The sequence below is a fragment of the Aquimarina sp. RZ0 genome, from assembly GCF_008370685.1.
Lineage (GTDB): Bacteria > Bacteroidota > Bacteroidia > Flavobacteriales > Flavobacteriaceae > Aquimarina.
The window spans coordinates 22,668-39,435 of record NZ_VTZU01000006.1; the positions used below are offsets into that span (position 1 = coordinate 22,668).

16 protein-coding genes are annotated in these 16,768 nt (G+C 33.6%); 5 read left to right on the forward strand and 11 right to left on the reverse strand.

Annotated elements, in window-relative coordinates; translation table 11 throughout:
- Positions 1-44: 44 nt before the first annotated feature.
- Both F0000_RS03750 and rsmI read left to right on the forward strand, forming a co-directional pair.
- Positions 45-392, forward strand: a complete 348-nt coding sequence (locus F0000_RS03750; RefSeq protein ID WP_255452606.1) for a DoxX family protein — start codon at positions 45-47, stop codon at positions 390-392.
- Positions 393-400: 8 nt separating this feature from the next.
- On the forward strand, positions 401-1,078 hold the full coding sequence (gene rsmI, locus F0000_RS03755) for a 16S rRNA (cytidine(1402)-2'-O)-methyltransferase (protein WP_149623367.1): 678 nt from the start codon (positions 401-403) through the stop codon (positions 1,076-1,078).
- Positions 1,079-1,749: 671 nt separating this feature from the next.
- Here the strand turns inward: rsmI and sufD are convergent.
- The 7 genes from sufD to F0000_RS03790 are packed head-to-tail and all read right to left on the reverse strand — an operon-like array spanning position 1,750 to position 7,487.
- Positions 1,750-3,063, reverse strand: coding sequence for a Fe-S cluster assembly protein SufD (gene sufD / locus F0000_RS03760; RefSeq protein ID WP_149623368.1), 1,314 nt, complete (start codon positions 3,061-3,063; stop codon positions 1,750-1,752).
- A 31-nt stretch (positions 3,064-3,094) separates the two neighbouring features.
- The gene (locus tag F0000_RS03765; protein WP_149623369.1) at positions 3,095-3,496 is read right to left on the reverse strand and encodes a four helix bundle protein; all 402 of its coding nucleotides are present in this window, start codon (positions 3,494-3,496) and stop codon (positions 3,095-3,097) included.
- A 50-nt stretch (positions 3,497-3,546) separates the two neighbouring features.
- Positions 3,547-4,299, reverse strand: a complete 753-nt coding sequence (sufC, locus tag F0000_RS03770; protein WP_149623370.1) for a Fe-S cluster assembly ATPase SufC — start codon at positions 4,297-4,299, stop codon at positions 3,547-3,549.
- A 6-nt stretch (positions 4,300-4,305) separates the two neighbouring features.
- Positions 4,306-5,208, reverse strand: a complete 903-nt coding sequence (locus tag F0000_RS03775; RefSeq protein ID WP_149623371.1) for an N-acyl homoserine lactonase family protein — start codon at positions 5,206-5,208, stop codon at positions 4,306-4,308.
- 22 nt (positions 5,209-5,230) lie between these two features.
- Positions 5,231-5,644 carry a hypothetical protein gene (locus F0000_RS03780; protein WP_149623372.1) on the reverse strand — a complete coding sequence of 138 codons (414 nt, stop codon included), beginning with the start codon at positions 5,642-5,644 and terminating at the stop codon, positions 5,231-5,233.
- A 28-nt stretch (positions 5,645-5,672) separates the two neighbouring features.
- Positions 5,673-7,118 (reverse strand): Fe-S cluster assembly protein SufB, encoded by a 1,446-nt coding sequence (gene sufB / locus F0000_RS03785; protein ID WP_149623373.1) that lies wholly within the window; start codon positions 7,116-7,118, stop codon positions 5,673-5,675.
- 39 nt (positions 7,119-7,157) lie between these two features.
- Positions 7,158-7,487 carry an iron-sulfur cluster assembly accessory protein gene (locus F0000_RS03790; protein ID WP_149623374.1) on the reverse strand — a complete coding sequence of 110 codons (330 nt, stop codon included), beginning with the start codon at positions 7,485-7,487 and terminating at the stop codon, positions 7,158-7,160.
- Between the two features lie 290 nt (positions 7,488-7,777).
- Between F0000_RS03790 and F0000_RS03795 the strand changes: the two genes are divergently transcribed.
- The 3 genes from F0000_RS03795 (at position 7,778) to F0000_RS03805 (ending at position 10,601) form a co-directional block, all read left to right on the forward strand.
- Positions 7,778-8,482 carry a LytTR family DNA-binding domain-containing protein gene (locus tag F0000_RS03795; RefSeq protein ID WP_149623375.1) on the forward strand — a complete coding sequence of 235 codons (705 nt, stop codon included), beginning with the start codon at positions 7,778-7,780 and terminating at the stop codon, positions 8,480-8,482.
- Positions 8,483-8,493: 11 nt separating this feature from the next.
- A complete protein-coding gene (locus F0000_RS03800) occupies positions 8,494-9,798 on the forward strand; it encodes a sensor histidine kinase (protein WP_188112014.1) in 1,305 nt (434 codons plus the stop codon).
- A 188-nt stretch (positions 9,799-9,986) separates the two neighbouring features.
- Positions 9,987-10,601: a hypothetical protein gene (locus F0000_RS03805; RefSeq protein WP_149623377.1), complete on the forward strand. Its 615-nt coding sequence runs from the start codon at positions 9,987-9,989 to the stop codon at positions 10,599-10,601.
- Between the two features lie 335 nt (positions 10,602-10,936).
- On the opposite strand, the gene F0000_RS03810 is transcribed toward F0000_RS03805, so the two are convergent.
- Genes F0000_RS03810 through F0000_RS28555 form a run of 4 tightly spaced genes read right to left on the reverse strand, consistent with a single transcriptional unit; the run spans position 10,937 to position 16,736 of the window.
- The gene (locus tag F0000_RS03810; RefSeq protein ID WP_149623378.1) at positions 10,937-11,992 is read right to left on the reverse strand and encodes a cytochrome-c peroxidase; all 1,056 of its coding nucleotides are present in this window, start codon (positions 11,990-11,992) and stop codon (positions 10,937-10,939) included.
- A gap of 27 nt (positions 11,993-12,019) precedes the next feature.
- The gene (locus F0000_RS03815) at positions 12,020-12,793 is read right to left on the reverse strand and encodes an MbnP family protein (RefSeq protein WP_149623379.1); all 774 of its coding nucleotides are present in this window, start codon (positions 12,791-12,793) and stop codon (positions 12,020-12,022) included.
- Positions 12,794-12,795: 2 nt separating this feature from the next.
- Positions 12,796-14,178, reverse strand: coding sequence for a hypothetical protein (locus F0000_RS03820; protein WP_149623380.1), 1,383 nt, complete (start codon positions 14,176-14,178; stop codon positions 12,796-12,798).
- 20 nt (positions 14,179-14,198) lie between these two features.
- Positions 14,199-16,736 (reverse strand): choice-of-anchor B family protein, encoded by a 2,538-nt coding sequence (locus F0000_RS28555; RefSeq protein ID WP_149623381.1) that lies wholly within the window; start codon positions 16,734-16,736, stop codon positions 14,199-14,201.
- Positions 16,737-16,768 lie beyond the last annotated feature (32 nt).

The following is a 16,768-nucleotide window of genomic DNA, read 5'->3' on the forward strand; positions in this document are numbered from 1 at the left end:
AAGGGTATTGATTTTTTTTCGACAAAAGTGATAAAATAAAGAATATGAAGATTGTATACTGGATTGCTACTGTTGCAATGTGTGGAATTATGTTATTTTCTGCACAGATGTATTTTAGGAACACAGAAATGGTAAAAGGTTTTTTTGAAAACCTGGATTATCCAACTTATATTGTAATTCCTCTTGCTATCGCAAAAATTTTAGGAATTATTGCGATTCTTTCTAACAAGGTGAATTGGATCAAAGAATGGGCCTATGCCGGGTTCTTTTTTGATATGGCATTAGCCTTTACAGCACATCAGGTAAAAGATGATGGACAGGGACTATTTGCAACACTGGGATTAATCTTTTTGATCATATCCTATGCTTCAGGAAAAAAAATAAGACCTTAAAATACTACATGTCTAAATTATACCTTGTTCCCACACCTATTGGTAATCTGGAAGATATGACTTTTCGTGCTATCAAAGTACTTAAAAAAGTTGATCTGATTCTGGCAGAAGATACACGCACCAGTGGAAAATTATTAAAACACTATGAAATTACAACGCATATGCACAGCCACCATATGCATAATGAACACAAAACAACCGATGCTATCATTGGGAGGCTGAAGAGTGGAGAAACTATTGCCTTAATCAGTGATGCCGGAACTCCTGCTATTAGTGATCCTGGGTTTTTATTAACCAGAGCTTGTATAGAAAATAAAATCGATGTAGAGTGCCTTCCCGGAGCTACTGCATTTGTGCCAGCACTTGTAAATAGCGGATTGCCAAATGATAAATTTATTTTTGAAGGTTTTCTCCCTATAAAGAAAGGAAGGCAAACTCGATTAAAATTATTGGCAGAAGAAACCAGAACTATCATCTTTTATGAATCACCTCACAAATTACTAAAAACACTTGGGAATTTTGGGGAAAATTTTGGGAAAAATCGATTAATTTCTGTTTCCAGAGAACTAAGTAAACTCCATGAAGAAACTATCAGAGGTACCGTAGCAGAAGTGCAATCACATTTTGAGAATAAACCCCCAAAAGGAGAAATTGTTATTATAGTAAGTGGTAAAACAAAAAAATAATATGCTGTTATAATTCAGAAAATCAAAAAGAAAAAATTAGACGACAGTTGTTGAAAAAACATGAATTCCTGTCCACACCAAAATGATGATAAGAGCTTGTTTAAAAACCTTACTTCTTGAAAACAAATATTTTAAGAACCGTGAGGTTACTTCAAATTAATGTAAATATCTCGATATACTCATCATTTGAAGTATATTCAGAACCTCAAACTATTGATTTTCAATTTGTATTCTTTTTAAACATACTCTAAAAAGCATCAGTAGCGACTTATAATTCATTTTGTTAGACTTTGTTTAGTCTGTGATACCACATTTGCCATCTAAAATTACTTATTCTCAAATAGGAAGAAGTATACCTTGTGATTCACCTACTACTCTATTATACTATAAAATAATGTAACTACTCTTTTGGCATACCCTATAGTACAACATTTCAAGTAATCTTTAAGACCATCAAAGAATAAAATTCTTATCCTTATAGCTTTATATATCGCCTTTCTAAGCAAAATAGTTTATATAGTAAACTACCTCGGAGCAAGCCAATGAGGCATTTATTGAAAAAAAAATCAATTTCAAGACAAGCCTCAGCGTATTTAAATCTCGATTATCGGGTAACAATCAATAAAAGAACATGCATATATACTTAGGTAAATACTACCTGCTCTTATTTATTATAAGTCAAATCCAATATTAACTCCAAGTTTATTAGCAATCAGTTTATTGATTCGGTTTTTTAATTGCGGTATTTTTACACTTTCTAGTACATTATTGGCAAAAGCGTACATTAATAACGCTCTGGCTTCTTTTTCTCCAATCCCTCTGGATCTCATATAGAATAGTGCCTGCTCATCTAATTGACCAATAGTACAACCGTGCGAGCATTTTACATCATCAGCAAAAATCTCTAATTGTGGTTTAGAATTGATAGAAGCTTTATCGCTTAGCAAAATATTATTATTAGATTGAAAGGCGTTGGTTTTCTGAGCTTTTTTATTTACTATTATTTTACCATTAAATACACCTGTTGATTTTTCATCAAAAATACCTTTGTAATCCTGATGACTTTCACAATTTGGTTCTGTATGATGCACTAATGTATTATGATCTACATGCTGTTTGCCTTCCAGAATTGTAACGCCGTTTAGTATAGAATCAATTCCTTCTCCTTTTTGGTAAAAATTAAGGTTATTCCTCGTAATATTACCACCAAATGCAAAAGTATGTACTGAGGCTACACTTTGTGCGTGTTGCTCAATAAATGTATTATCTATTAGAGAGGCATTCTCATGATCATTCTGGATTTTATAATAATCTACAATAGCTCTCTTGTCTACAAAAATTTCTGTAACAGAATTTGTCAATACCGCATTATCGGTTAGATTCTGATGACGTTCTATAATCTGTACATGTGAGTTTTCTTCTACTACAATAAGATTACGAGGTTGTAGCAGCTGTGCGGATTCACTACCAGTAGATAAATGTATAATCTGTATGGGTTTGTCTGCTAATTTATTTTTAGGAATGTATATATACGCGCCCTCATTAGAAAAAGCTGTATTCAAAGATGTAATTCCATCTTCTGGAGCAATTTTATTAAAATAATTATCTATAATAGGTTTATACTTATCCTGCGCTAATGCAGAAGACATTAAACATACATCAATCTTATCATGGGTAGTTTCGGATAAATGAGAAGAATACTTACCATCGATAAATACTATTTTATATGTATCAAGATCATACAGAAAGTATTTTTTTACATCTTTAAACTCTAGCGCATTTTCTTCTTTGGGAAAAATACTATAATCATGTTTCAATACTGTATTTAATGATGTATATTTCCAGGCTTCCTCTTTTTTGGTAGGAAATCCCTTTTCTTCAAAAACCTTAATGGCATTACTTCTAATGTCATGAACAGCTGTATCAACATCAACAGTATTCTCAAAAGCTAAAAAAGAGGATACTAATTTTTCTTTCAATTCCATTTTCTTATTTCAAGTTTTTTTGTTTCAAGATTTAAGTTTTCGATTCTCTATGTTTACTATCCTTAAAATCTTTTTTATCTAAATAATTAATAAATGATGAAATTCTTTTGCTTAAGGTTTCATAATCATTAATCAATATTTTTAATGTTTTTTCATCGATATATTTTGCATCAAAAACTCTATACAATTGAGATCTGGTTGCGCCTGCCGATTCTTTGGCAAGAGAAAGAAACTGTCTGAATTCATTACTTACGTCTCTTTCAAAACCCTGAGCTATATAATCCATAACAGAACCAGATGATCCTTTTATCTGATCGCTAAGCTTATAATCGCTTCTCAGCTCTGTTGTGCTAGAAATTACAATAATCTCTGTAGCTAGTCTTCTGGATTCCTGCCAGATTTCGAGGTCTTCAAATCTTTTTATTGTTGCCATTATATAGTATATATATTATGAAACCCTAAGAATAGAAAACTTTTGATCAATTAAGCATTTATTTCTTCTTTGATCCAGTCGTATCCCTTTTCTTCTAATTCTAATGCCAATTCTTTAGTTCCGGATTTTACAATTTTACCATCGTATAATACGTGTACATAATCCGGAATGATATAATCCAATAAGCGCTGATAATGCGTAATTACTATAACTGCGTTATCTTTACTTTTCAGTTTATTAACTCCATTAGCAACAATTCTAAGCGCATCAATGTCTAATCCGGAGTCTGTCTCATCTAATATGGCCAGCTTAGGTTCCATCATAGCCATCTGAAATATTTCGTTACGCTTTTTTTCTCCACCAGAGAAACCTTGATTAAGAGAACGTGATAAAAACTTACGATCGATATCCAGCAATTCTGATTTTTCGCGAATTTTCTTTAGCATATCTTTCGCAGGCATTTCTTCCAAACCTTGTGCTTTTCTGGTTTCATTGATTGCCGTTTTCATAAAATTGGTAACCGTTACTCCTGGTATTTCTACCGGATATTGAAACGAAAGAAAAATACCTTTATGTGCACGCTCTTCTGCTGCTAATTCTTCTATATCTTCTTCTTCAAGTAAAATAGTACCTTTTGTTACTTCATATTCTTCTTTTCCTGCAACAATACCTGCCAGGGTACTTTTACCGGCACCATTGGGACCCATAATTGCATGGACTTCTCCGGCTTTTACATTTAGGCTAAGACCTTTTAGAATTTCTTTGTCTTCAATACTTGCATGTAAATTTTTTATTTTCAGCATCATCTCTTAATTTAAATATTTAGGTGCTTTCGGCAGTTTATTAAAATCTTCTTTTTGGTGTTGCAAGTAAACTTTTGCATTCTTTGCTTTTGCAAATTCTTCAAATGTATCCATGCTTTTTAGGGTTTGAGCTACATCAAAATTGAATATCGGTACCCTTTTGTGTATTCTATTTTCGTATAAATGATATAAGTCTCCTGACAATAATAGTGGTCCGTGCTCTATTAAGTCAAGATATAATACCTGATGACCAGGAGTATGCCCCGGCATAGATTTAACCACTACTGATCCATCACCAAATACATCAAAATCACCAGTAAGCTTTTTAATCTTCGTTAATTCTTTTATTGCGTTATAGTTGTCAGTATTTGTTTTTTGACTCGTTGGACTGGTAATAGAATCATATTCTACTTCTTGTACCAGCCATGTGGCATCCCTAAAAGTATTGGCATGCCCGGTATGATCAAAATGAGAGTGAGATAATGCGATATATTGGATATCTTTTATACTCATCCCGATTGATTGTAATTGATTTACTACGGAGTCTTTTCTAGATACTGTAAAAGATCCTGTAGGATCTGTAAAAGGTTCTGGTAAACCTATTAAATTTTCTGGAAGACCTGCATCCCACATTAAATTACCTTTTGGGTGACTTATTACATAAAAAGCATCCGAAAATTCTTTTGATTGACCTTGATATGTAGTGTCTTGTGAAAAAAGTTCTAATTTATTTGCTATCACTTTACCTCCGTCAAAGGTGTAAAGTTTTATGTTAGGTTTCTCAATTTCTACAGGAGCAATCGTCGTGGTATCCGGATTTTCTTTTTTCGTCTCATTGCACCCTATAATAATCAGAAAAAGAACTAATAAAGAAATATACTTTTTTACTTTTATTTTATAAGTCACCATATGAAACGTTCGGGTCTTTTTACTAATTTTCTTTTTGTTCGGTAGCCGCAGTATCACTTTCTACTGATCCTGATTCGGACGAGTTTATTTTAGTCGGTAATTCTGAGGTTGGAGCACTTACACCTACGATTTCTTTTATCTCTACTACTTCTGGCCAGCCGTCTTTAGGGTTTGGTTTTATGATCCCGTTAATTACGACAGGTACCATATCATATTCTTCTCTTTGTAAAGGTTTTATTTTTTTATTTAATTCTTTGGCCATATCATCCAGAACTACTCCATAAATAAAGTCTTTTCCTTTTATCACACCAGCATCATCTATTAATATAAATTCTCCACGAATTATGGAAGGCTCTACATCTGAAGATTGGTTTTTCTCGTTTTTACAGGAAAAAACTAAAAAGCTTAATACGATTAGAAGGGTCAATTTTTTCATTAATATGATTATTAGTTAGTTATAAAGTTTACCCTACAGAACCTTCCAGAGAGATCTCTAAAAGTTTTTGAGCCTCTACCGCAAATTCCATAGGAAGTTTGTTTAATACTTCTTTGCTAAAACCATTCACAATCAGAGCGATTGCTTTTTCTGTATCAATACCTCTTTGATTACAATAAAAGATCTGATCTTCTCCGATCTTACTGGTTGTCGCTTCGTGCTCTATTTGAGCTGTTTTATTCTTTGCTTCAATATAGGGAAACGTATGAGCACCACATTCATTGCCCATCAATAAAGAATCACACTGAGAAAAGTTACGTGCATTGGTCGCTCTACTATTGATTTGTACCAGTCCTCGATAACTATTTTGAGATTTTCCTGCAGAAATACCTTTAGAAATAATTGTACTTTTGGTATTCTTACCCAGATGAATCATTTTAGTTCCTGTATCTGCTTGTTGGTAATTATTTGTAACGGCTATAGAATAAAATTCACCTACAGAATTATCTCCTTTTAGAATGCAGGAAGGGTATTTCCAGGTCACTGCAGATCCTGTTTCTACCTGAGTCCAGGAAATCTTGGCATTGTTCTCACAAATTCCTCTTTTGGTAACAAAATTATACACGCCTCCTTTTCCTGCTGCATTACCGGGATACCAGTTCTGAACTGTAGAATATTTTATTTCTGCATCATCTAGTGCAATAAGTTCTACTACAGCTGCGTGTAGTTGGTTTTCATCACGTGATGGCGCTGTACAACCTTCCAGATAACTAACATAGCTCCCTTCATCTGCAATAACCAAGGTGCGCTCGAATTGACCAGTACCTGCCTGATTAATTCTAAAATACGTTGACAACTCCATCGGGCATCTAACACCTTTGGGAATGTAACAAAATGAACCATCACTAAATACTGCAGAGTTTAAAGCTGCATAAAAATTATCTTTTTGTGGCACTACAGAACCAAGGTATTTTTTAACTAGTTCCGGATGTTCCTGAATAGCTTCAGAGATTGGGCAAAATATAATTCCTTTTTCTCCTAATGTTTCTTTGAATGTAGTTGCTACCGAAACAGAATCCATAACAATATCAACAGCGACGCCTGTTAGCTTTTTCTGTTCATCAATAGATATCCCTAATTTCTTAAAGGTATCCAGTAACTCAGGATCTACCTCATCAAGGCTATCATATTTTGGTTTATTACTAGGAGCAGAATAATATGAAATGTCCTGAAAACTAGGCTTTTCATAGTTTACATTAGCCCATGCTGGTTCTTCCATCTCTTTCCACACCCTAAATGCTTCTAATCTCCATTGTGTCATCCACTCTGGTTCTTCCTTTTTCTTAGAAATTGCACGAACAATATCTTCATTAAGACCAACAGGAAATGTATCAGATTCTATATCTGTATAAAACCCATACTCGTATTCTTTAGTTTCTAATTCTTTCTTTAAGTCGTCTTCAGTATATGCCATCTTACAGTTACTTGGGTATTCCAGAATATTTATTAATTTTTAAAGGGAAAAGCTTTCTCCGCAACCGCAAGTTCTGTTAGCGTTTGGGTTATTAAATACAAAGCCGGTTCCATTAAGTCCCCCGGAATATTCTAAAGTGGTACCGATTAGATATAGAAAACTTTTCTTGTCTACAATAATTTTTACACCATTGTCTTCAAATACTTTATCCCCGTCTTCCTGGTTTTTATCAAATTTTAAATCGTAAGATAAACCTGAACAACCTCCACTTTTAACTCCTACACGTACATAATCTAAAGAAGCGTCATAACCATCATCGGTCATGAGCTCTACGACTTTCTTTCTAGCTGTATCTGATACTTTAATCATATTATTTTATTTCTAAAATAGATTAATTCTAAATTGAATGCAAATATACTACATATGTAGGTTTTATTTGCATAACCTAACATTTATCTAACATATACTAAAATAGTAAAAAGCTATCGGTATTTTATAAAACTAAGTTATATAGTTCTCAACAATTAAAAACTTCACAAAATCATAATATTATTATAACATTTTATTAGGTAAATTATCAGAAGTTTTGCGTTAAGCATACAGACAAAGAGGAAAGGACAAGATAAATTGGTTTTTTGGATGTAAAAGATCATTTAAAAATGAGTTTAATTAAGTCAATTTTGATAGATGATGAGGAAGATGCAATTCAATCACTGGAATGGAAAATTTGCAGATATTGCCCAGGTATTGAGATTGTTGCTTCTGTTTCGGATCCTCTGCATGCCATAGAGACTATCGAAAATATAAATCCGGATTGTATTTTTATAGATATAAAGATGCCTTTACTCTCGGGATTTGATATTTTAGAGTCTTTACATCAAAAAAAGATTACTGTTATTATTACTTCAGCCTTTGAAGATTATGCCTTAAAAGCTATAAAATTTTCTGTGTTTGAATACTTGCTTAAACCCATCGATAAAGATGATCTGGTAAGGGTTTATAATAAGCTTTGTAAACGTATTAAATTAGCAACCAATAATAAACAATCAAGAATTCAACTTTGTGTAAATGGAGTAATCTATTTTTTTAAAAAGAATGAGATTGTTCTGCTAAAGGCCGAGGGAAATTATACTACCATATTTTTAACTGATAATCGTAAACTTTTTTTATCCAAAACATTGAAAGAAGTTATAAAGCCACTTCCAACATCCTGTTTTTTTAGAATTCATAAATCTTATTGTATTAATCTGGAACACGTACAGGAATATAAAAAAAGCCAGGGAGGGGTCATACGAATGAGTAATGGAGAATATGTAAGTATTAGTAGAGACCGCAAAATTACATTTCTTGCTAAAATGGATTAATTTTTTCTTTTTTGAAATTTATATACTTTAATATTTGGATACAGGGAGTGTTATTTGTTATTTCTCTTTACCCCCTATTATTGTATTTCCTGAGCAGGAATAAAATTTTTCTTTTTTATAGCTTGTATGTAATTTGCCTTCTTATTTATTTTTCTTACTATGGCTCTATTATTTTTTATGATGAATTCTTTTCTAATCGAACCCCTGTCATTTTTTATGGCATCCAGTTTTTAGCGTATTCATTTTATATATCTTTTATCAGAGAATTATTGGAAACAAAAAAGTGTATACCTTATTGGGATAGCGTTTTTTGGGTAACCAGATGGGTTTTTATCAGTTTTATTTTTTTAGTAGGTATCCTTAATTTTATGATATCTCCAAAAGAACTTTTTACAATCGTAACAATTTTATTGATTGTAATGACTTTTTTTGCTTTTATAAGCTATTTTATAGTGTACAAGATAGAAGCTTCGCAAGTCAAATTACTGATTTTGGGATCACTTATTTATGTCATTTTGGCTAATATCAGTCTTTATTTTTCTTTTTTCAGGAATGGATTACCGTATGATCCTATACTATTTATGGAAATAGGAGCTATTATAGAAATTCTAATTTTTGCTTTGGCAATTGGCAATAAAATCAAATTGATTTCAGAAGAAAAGAAAGAAGCTCAATTGAAATTAATGAGAAGCTATACAGAAGTTTCAGAACTTAAGATTATTGCTCTTAAATCACAAATGAACCCTCATTTTATCTTTAATGTACTTAATTCTATAAATAATTATATTCTCAAAAACGATATTGAGAAAGCTTCAGATTACTTGACGAAGTTTTCTAAATTAATTCGAAAAGTTCTGAAAAACTCGACAGAAAAAATGATCCCATTATCCGAAGAAGTAGCTATGATAGAAAGCTATATTAACTTAGAAAGGCTAAGAATTAAGGGAGGCTTCTTTTTTGCCTGTGATATAACAACAAATCTCATGACAATTGAGATACCTCCTCTTTGTCTTCAACCTTTTATAGAAAATGCAATTTGGCATGGGCTTTATCACAAAAAAGGAACAAAACGACTACTAATTGCGATTAAAAGACTGAATAGAAAAATGGTAAAAATAGAAATAATAGATAATGGTATTGGTAGGAAAAATGCGTCTAAGTTACAATACAGTAATGAAAACTCCTCGTTTGGATCAAAAGCAACTCGAGAAAGAATTCTTTCTACTCACCCAGAAAACAGATTATTTATTGAAAATTTTGATGTGGATAATACTCTTGAACCAGGTACCAGAGTTACCATCTATATACACCAATAACTTGTATCAATAAACATCAGGTCATCACCTTTTTCTTACCGTTCAATAAATATTTTAAACTACCTGCGAATAAGTAGTATATACCGGAGCAATACTTTTATAACTTTAACAAGGTGTTTTTCTTGAGAATAAGCATATAAAATTGATTTGCGCAAATCATAATTATTTAAACATAAATCTATACTATTATGAAAAAATTTAAATCAATTATTGTTTTTAGTTTATTAGCTTTTTCCTTCTCTTGCAGTGAGGATATTACAGAAGACGCAGTAGAAAACACATCAGAAGTAACTATTGAAAAAAGGTTTATGGAGATGCAAGCTGATCCTGAATTTTTGAAATTTGAAAAGCTGCAAGACGAGCTAATACAAGAAATGTTTGCTATTTTAGAAGAGAACAATATTGCCCCGAATGCGCTATATGATTTCTATAAAAGTGGTAATTCTAAAAAGATTAATGAGCTTTTTAAAGATCAAAAAATTATCAGGATCAAGGATGAATTAGCACTCGTTACTTCGTATATGCAACGCAATTACAATGATATCATAGAAGTTCCTACTCAGGAATTTACTGATAGAACTATCGAGATCGGGCTTCAGAATCTAAAAGACATTGAGAATTATGCTTACATCAAAAGAAGAGGTTGTAGTTGGAGATATACTCTTTGTGCAGCAGCAGCTACCACAGCATATACGGCTTGTATGGCTACGGTAGGAACGGCAACCGGCGGACTGGCTGCTCTTGCATGTACCGCTGCATATGCTTATACAATGACGGAGTGTCATCGTAAACACTGTGATTAATACGATTTATAACTAAAAATTTCGCATATTCATCGTTTCTTTTTCCTTTCTACTTCGTTTAAAAAATAAACCGTAGCTATAGCTATGCTTGATTTTTTTGCCTTGCATAAAGAAAAAATAATTCAATGAATTTATACGAATTTTTTAATCACAAATCGTATAAGACCGTTTTTACCTTAAAATTCTCTAACATAAAAGCTATTAGACAAATTCTAATAGCTTTTTAATGTGTCTATTATTCAATACGGTATAATACCTAAAAATAAATATACTGGAGTGGTTCTCAAGGAGTGAAGCAGTAAGTATTTTATATACAATAACTTATGAGGAGCTACTTAAAACTCAGAAAAACGACTGTCGTTTACGAAGTTATCATCGGTAAGTGTTTTTAAAAATGTAATGATATATTGTTTCTCTTCTTCTGTCAAAGGGATTCCAGAAATAGTGTTATCATCATTCCTGAAAAGAGGATCTAGTGTTTCAGAATCTGTAACTCCATCACTATAATGATCCAGAACATCTTTTAATGTTTTTAGTCTGCCATCGTGCATATATGGAAAACTAAGTTCTATATTTCTCAGTGTAGGAACTTTAAACTTATAGATATCAGAGGCTAATCCTGTAACTCTTTTTCTTCCGATATCATTATATAAGGTATCAACGGGTAATCCATTATTACGATAAGATTGATCTGTAAATAGCGTACCAGAATGGCAGGAAGCACATTTTGATTTAAAAAGTTCGAAGCCTGCTGTTTCATCAGCTGTAAAAACAGAACCTTCATTTCTTTCAATCTTGTCATATTTAGAATTAGATGAAATCATCATAATCATAAATTGTGATAAAGATTTGAGTATATTATCAGAGTTTATTTTTTTATCTTCAAATGCTTCTGCGAACATTTCTACATATTCTGGTCGTTCTTCCAGTTTTTTAATAATGCTTCCAAACGTTTCATTCATCTCTACCTCTGCAGTAATCGGTATTATCGGCTGAAGATCCAGGTGAATAGCAGCTCCGTCCCAGGTAAACTCTTTCATAAATGCTAAATTATGAAGTGGTTGTGCATTTCTGGTTCCCAAAGCACCATCTACTCCATGGCTTACGATATGGGTATGGTGTGTAAAGGCAAAATCCTGTATATGGCAGAATCCACAAGACACCACACCATCAGATGCTAGCCTGCCATCATAAAAAAGTTTTTTACCCAACTCAAAGCCCTTTTCTGTTGGGGGATTCATTTTTACATTATATGTAGGTTCCGGAAAATTGGAAGGAACTATAAATTCTAATTCTTTATTCTCAGAAATTGGCACATATGCTTCTTTATCAGAACTGCAACTACACGCAACACCAACAACAATAAGAAGTATATATGCCAAATATTTCATTCGAATAAATTTATTTCTTTATACTCTTTAATTAGATACAGTAGCAACACTAAACATGGTGCTTACATTTTCTGCCAATTTTGGAGCATTCTCTGGATCTACCTGAATATCACTTTTAACTTCTAATGAATGTGTGTTTGTACTATCAAATATTTTTGCAACATCTGCGGTGATAGCAACGTTGGAAGTGGTTCCGTCTCCTATGGTTAGCTCACCGGGTAAATCTAATAAAACTTCTTTATAATTATCCAAGGTAGTTCCATGACTTCCTATATGTAATATAAAATCAGCCATTGTACCTCCTGATGGGGTAAAGGCGCCCTCAAATTTAATAAATTTATATCCTGCGGACCAAGACCATAACATTTCGCTCTCTTCTGCCGTAGGTATAAAATTATTTACACCATTAAGAGGATACTTGGATTGATCAACTCCAATCCCGAATTTAATCTTGGTAAATGTCCCAGATGGAATGTCAACAAGATTCACTTTTTTGCTTTCGGCAACTTCCTCATTAATCAAAAAATAACTATCAGCAACGGGATATGTAAATTCATCCCCATTATCTTTGATCAAAACAATATTACTGACTATATATTTTAGTTCTGAGATAGTATACGTTTCGTTACTTTGATTGGTATATGAGCCTGTATTTAAGTCGATAAGATCATTACCTACATTGTTTTTAAATTCAAAATTCACTGTTCCTATAGTATCTGTGTCTGTTCCTACGGTGTTATCATCATCTTTACAAGAAATGATTGTTAAAAATATTAGGATGAGTGTGCTTAATTTTTTCATTTTTAGTTATATTTTACAATTATTGCGTCTTTAGATCCTTTATTATTTTGGACATCTAAGTCACTACTTTCAGAACTACCAACTACTACAATTTTTTTATCAGCTGTTTCTATACAGCCTGTAGCAAATTCTGCTTCTGTTCCTCCGGTAGTAGATCTCCATAAAACATCTCCATTGGATTTTATCAAAATATTAAGTATATCGCTTTGACCTTTATTTTGATCAATATCTCCATCATTACTTCTGGAGTTTCCTGTTATGATAAAATTACCATTTTGGGTTTTATTAATGTCTCTTCCTGTATCAAATTGGGTACCTCCCAGCGATTTTTCCCAGATCAGGTTTCCATTGGTATCGATTTGTATTATCCATAAATCTGCATTTCCATTCGCATTAGAAATGTCCCCGTCATTGCTTCTGGAGTCACCTACAATTATATATTTACCATTTCCTGCGGCAGCAATACCATAACTTACATCAATTTCTGAACCTCCGAAAGATTTTTCCCAGATTTTGTCACCAGCAGCATTTACTTTTACGACCCAGAAGTCGTAACTTCCTTTACTGGCTGTTATATCAAAATCAACACTTTCTGAGGAGCCTATCATTAAAAAATTATTGTCTTCTGTCTCGATAACATCATAACTACGATCATTATCGGTACCTCCAAAATAACGTCTCCATTCTTTATTGCCGGCAGCATCGAGTTTAATACCCCAGAATTCTCCAACACCGTGTTTTTGTGGAGTATTTTTTCTGTCATTATCATCATTGCCATCACCTCCACTTGCAGTTACGTCCAGAAATCCAGTAATAAAATACCCTCCATCATTTGTTTGGATTACCGAAAAAGCGCGATCAATTCCTGAGAAACCAAAACTTTTTTCCCATTGTATATCGCCAGTAGCATTTAATTTAACGATCCAGTAATCTTGTAATCCTTCATTCTCACTCACATCATTATCATTGCTTCTGCTATACCCTACTAATGCATATCCGCCATCTGTAGTCTTAATAATTTTTTCGGCTCTGTCGTCTCCGGTTCCACCATAGGTTTTGCTCCATACAATTTCTCCTTTCTGGGTGAGTTTTAATACCCAATAATCGCTATCAGTAGTAGTTTTGCTTGTGATATCTCCATCATTACTCTGAGTATATCCTGCAAGGATATATTCTCCACTATCAGTCTCCACCAGTGATAAGGCATTATCTTCGTTACTACCTCCAAATGTTTTTATCCATTCTACAGTTCCGGTAAAGTCGATATCAGGATCTGTAACAGTAACTGGGTTTGTTCTCGGGGTATCGTCACTACTGCAAGAAATCACGCTACAGCTACCAATCAAAAAAATGAGTTTGTATGCGAAGAGTTTAGAAATATTCATAATCCTCTCTATTTTTTTAATTAGTTTCTTATAAAAGGCTTATTATAAAGCTGATTACCTAAAGTAATCTGTAAAAAGTAAGCTCCCTTTGTTAAGTTTGAAACATCTATATTATCTCTAACGATTCCTTTTCGTACTAATTGTCCTAAAGCGTTTCTAATTTCGAAATTAGAGATTCGTATTATATTTCTTTTTTCCTTTGTTATTAATACATTAAGGGTCGATCCGCCGACAGGATTCGGAAAAACAGAAACAATCATATCATTTCTTTTATCTAAAGAATCGTTTCTTGACGTATCATCTGTGAGTGAGATATTATCTATAGCTATATCTGCCCGCCAGGTGCCACCGGTGACTCTATTGAATCTCAGTTGGGCACTTTGTCCTGAAAATGCAGAAAGATCGATATTGATAGTATTCCACGAGTTTCCCTGGTTTCCTGTTTGATTCCATAAATTCGCCCATGTAATGCCATTGTCTACACTTATTTCGAGATCAATACTACCCATATCAGCAGCGCCAAACATGTGATAGTCAAACGAGAAAACAGGGTTTGATATTCCATTTAGATTAAAACATGGAGAATTTATGATCGCTCTTTTATTAGGAAATCCAGTACCATTCCCGGATGCTTCTACATATATATATGATGTCCCTTGAGCTGCACCTGATGGTCCTGTGTTTTGTGATGGGGTTCCATTTGCATCTATTGTCCAGTTAAGATCATCCGATGTAGATTGTGACCAGCTTCCTAGTGTATTTTCAAAACCTTGGCTATAAGGAAAAGAGGTAATTCCCGAGATGCAACCACCAGGACCGGGATCAGAACCTCCATTCTGTATGCTCACTGCATCGATAGCGATATCACTTTGCCACCCACTATTCCCTGCACCAGTGACTACATTGAATCGTAATTGTACACTTATTTCTCCAGCATAGGCAGCGAGGTCTACATCTGCTTCGTTCCAATTTGCTCCCTGAGATCCTGTCCTGCTAAACACACTTGTCCAATTCCCAGTATTATTTGTTCTGGCTTCTACCGTTAAAGACGCTACGGCACTCCCTAACATATGGTATTGGAATGTTAGTTTGGGAGCAGATACTCCATCAAAATTAAGGCAAGGAGAATTAAGTATTGCTCTTTTATTAGGAAACCCAGTACCATTTCCGGATGCTTCTACGTAAATATAAGTACTGCCATCCGAAGCAGCACTAGGACCTGTTCCATTAGAAGGAGTGTTTCCTGAGTTTCTAGTCCAGTTTAGGTCATCTCCTGTGGTCTCATCTTTCCATTCTCCAAGATTGGTTTCAAAACTTTCTGTAAACGGAAAAGAGGATACTGTGCTAGAACAATCATTTGATGGTGGATTACTACTTTTACGCACCAGAAAAAATCCACCTTCTATATCACTGATAACAATATTACCACTATTAAAATAAGGGTATACATTCCAAACGCCATTAAAAGACGCGCTATTACTTGATGTAAAAGTATCAAAAAAACCTATTTCAGTCATCGTATTATTTCCAATATTAGAAATATCAATGACTCTAATTCCTGCTCGATAATTAGCTAGATAAAAAAGATCCCCTTTTACATACCCATTATGATCACTAGCTGGTGTTGGTCCATTATAAATCATCTGCTGTTGAGGGTTGTCTAAATCCTGAAAATCAAAAACAACCGTTCTTGTATTAAAACCAACTCTCTGTTCATCAGTTTCGTCTCCTAATATAAAATATCTTTGATTTTCTGTAAACCATCCCTGATGCGTATATCCTATATCACTATATCGTATAGTTGCTATAGTAGTAGGATTGGATTTATCAGTAATATCAGCAATTACTACCTCGATCTCATTGCTACCGATAAGGATTTCTCTACCAGTGTAATCTGTATCAGGCCCGCTATAGGTAACTACTTGGGCATCATGTGTATAAGCACGTTGTCCTCCTGATAAAAATCCACCTGCATTTCTAGGATTTTTAGGATCCTGAATATCAATAAAAAGAGGCCCTCCTCTATAGATGCCAGAATTTCTCTGAGCTCCTACTACATAGGCATATCCAGAATCTTCATTAATGACTATATTATGTGCATTACCAAACTCGGTATATCGGGCATCCGCAGTAAAATTTTGCGGAGGATTTGCTACGTTTCTCAGCCTTGTAAGATCAAAAACCTGCATTCCATGACCAGATGCCTCACTCACAATAAACGCGTGATTTTTATATACTTTGACATCTCTCCACGAACTATTGCTAGTTGCTGTCGGTAATTTCCCCAAATATACTGGGTTTGTAGGATTAGAAATGTCTATAAAGGCTGTACCATTATTAAGGCCAATAATGGCATATTCATCTCCATTCTGTGGATCTGTCCATCCCCAGCTATCGTTTCCTGCACCCGCATTCATGGTAGAAAGCGAAATTCTGGACATAAGATCATAATCTTTGCAGGGATAAGAACCAGCAAATCCATTTACACATGGCGAAATCTGGCTATAAGAAAATAATGTTGTAAATGTAGATAAGAGTGTAATGACTAGTTTTTTCATTAGTTAATAAGATTTAAAGAGTTAGTTTTAAT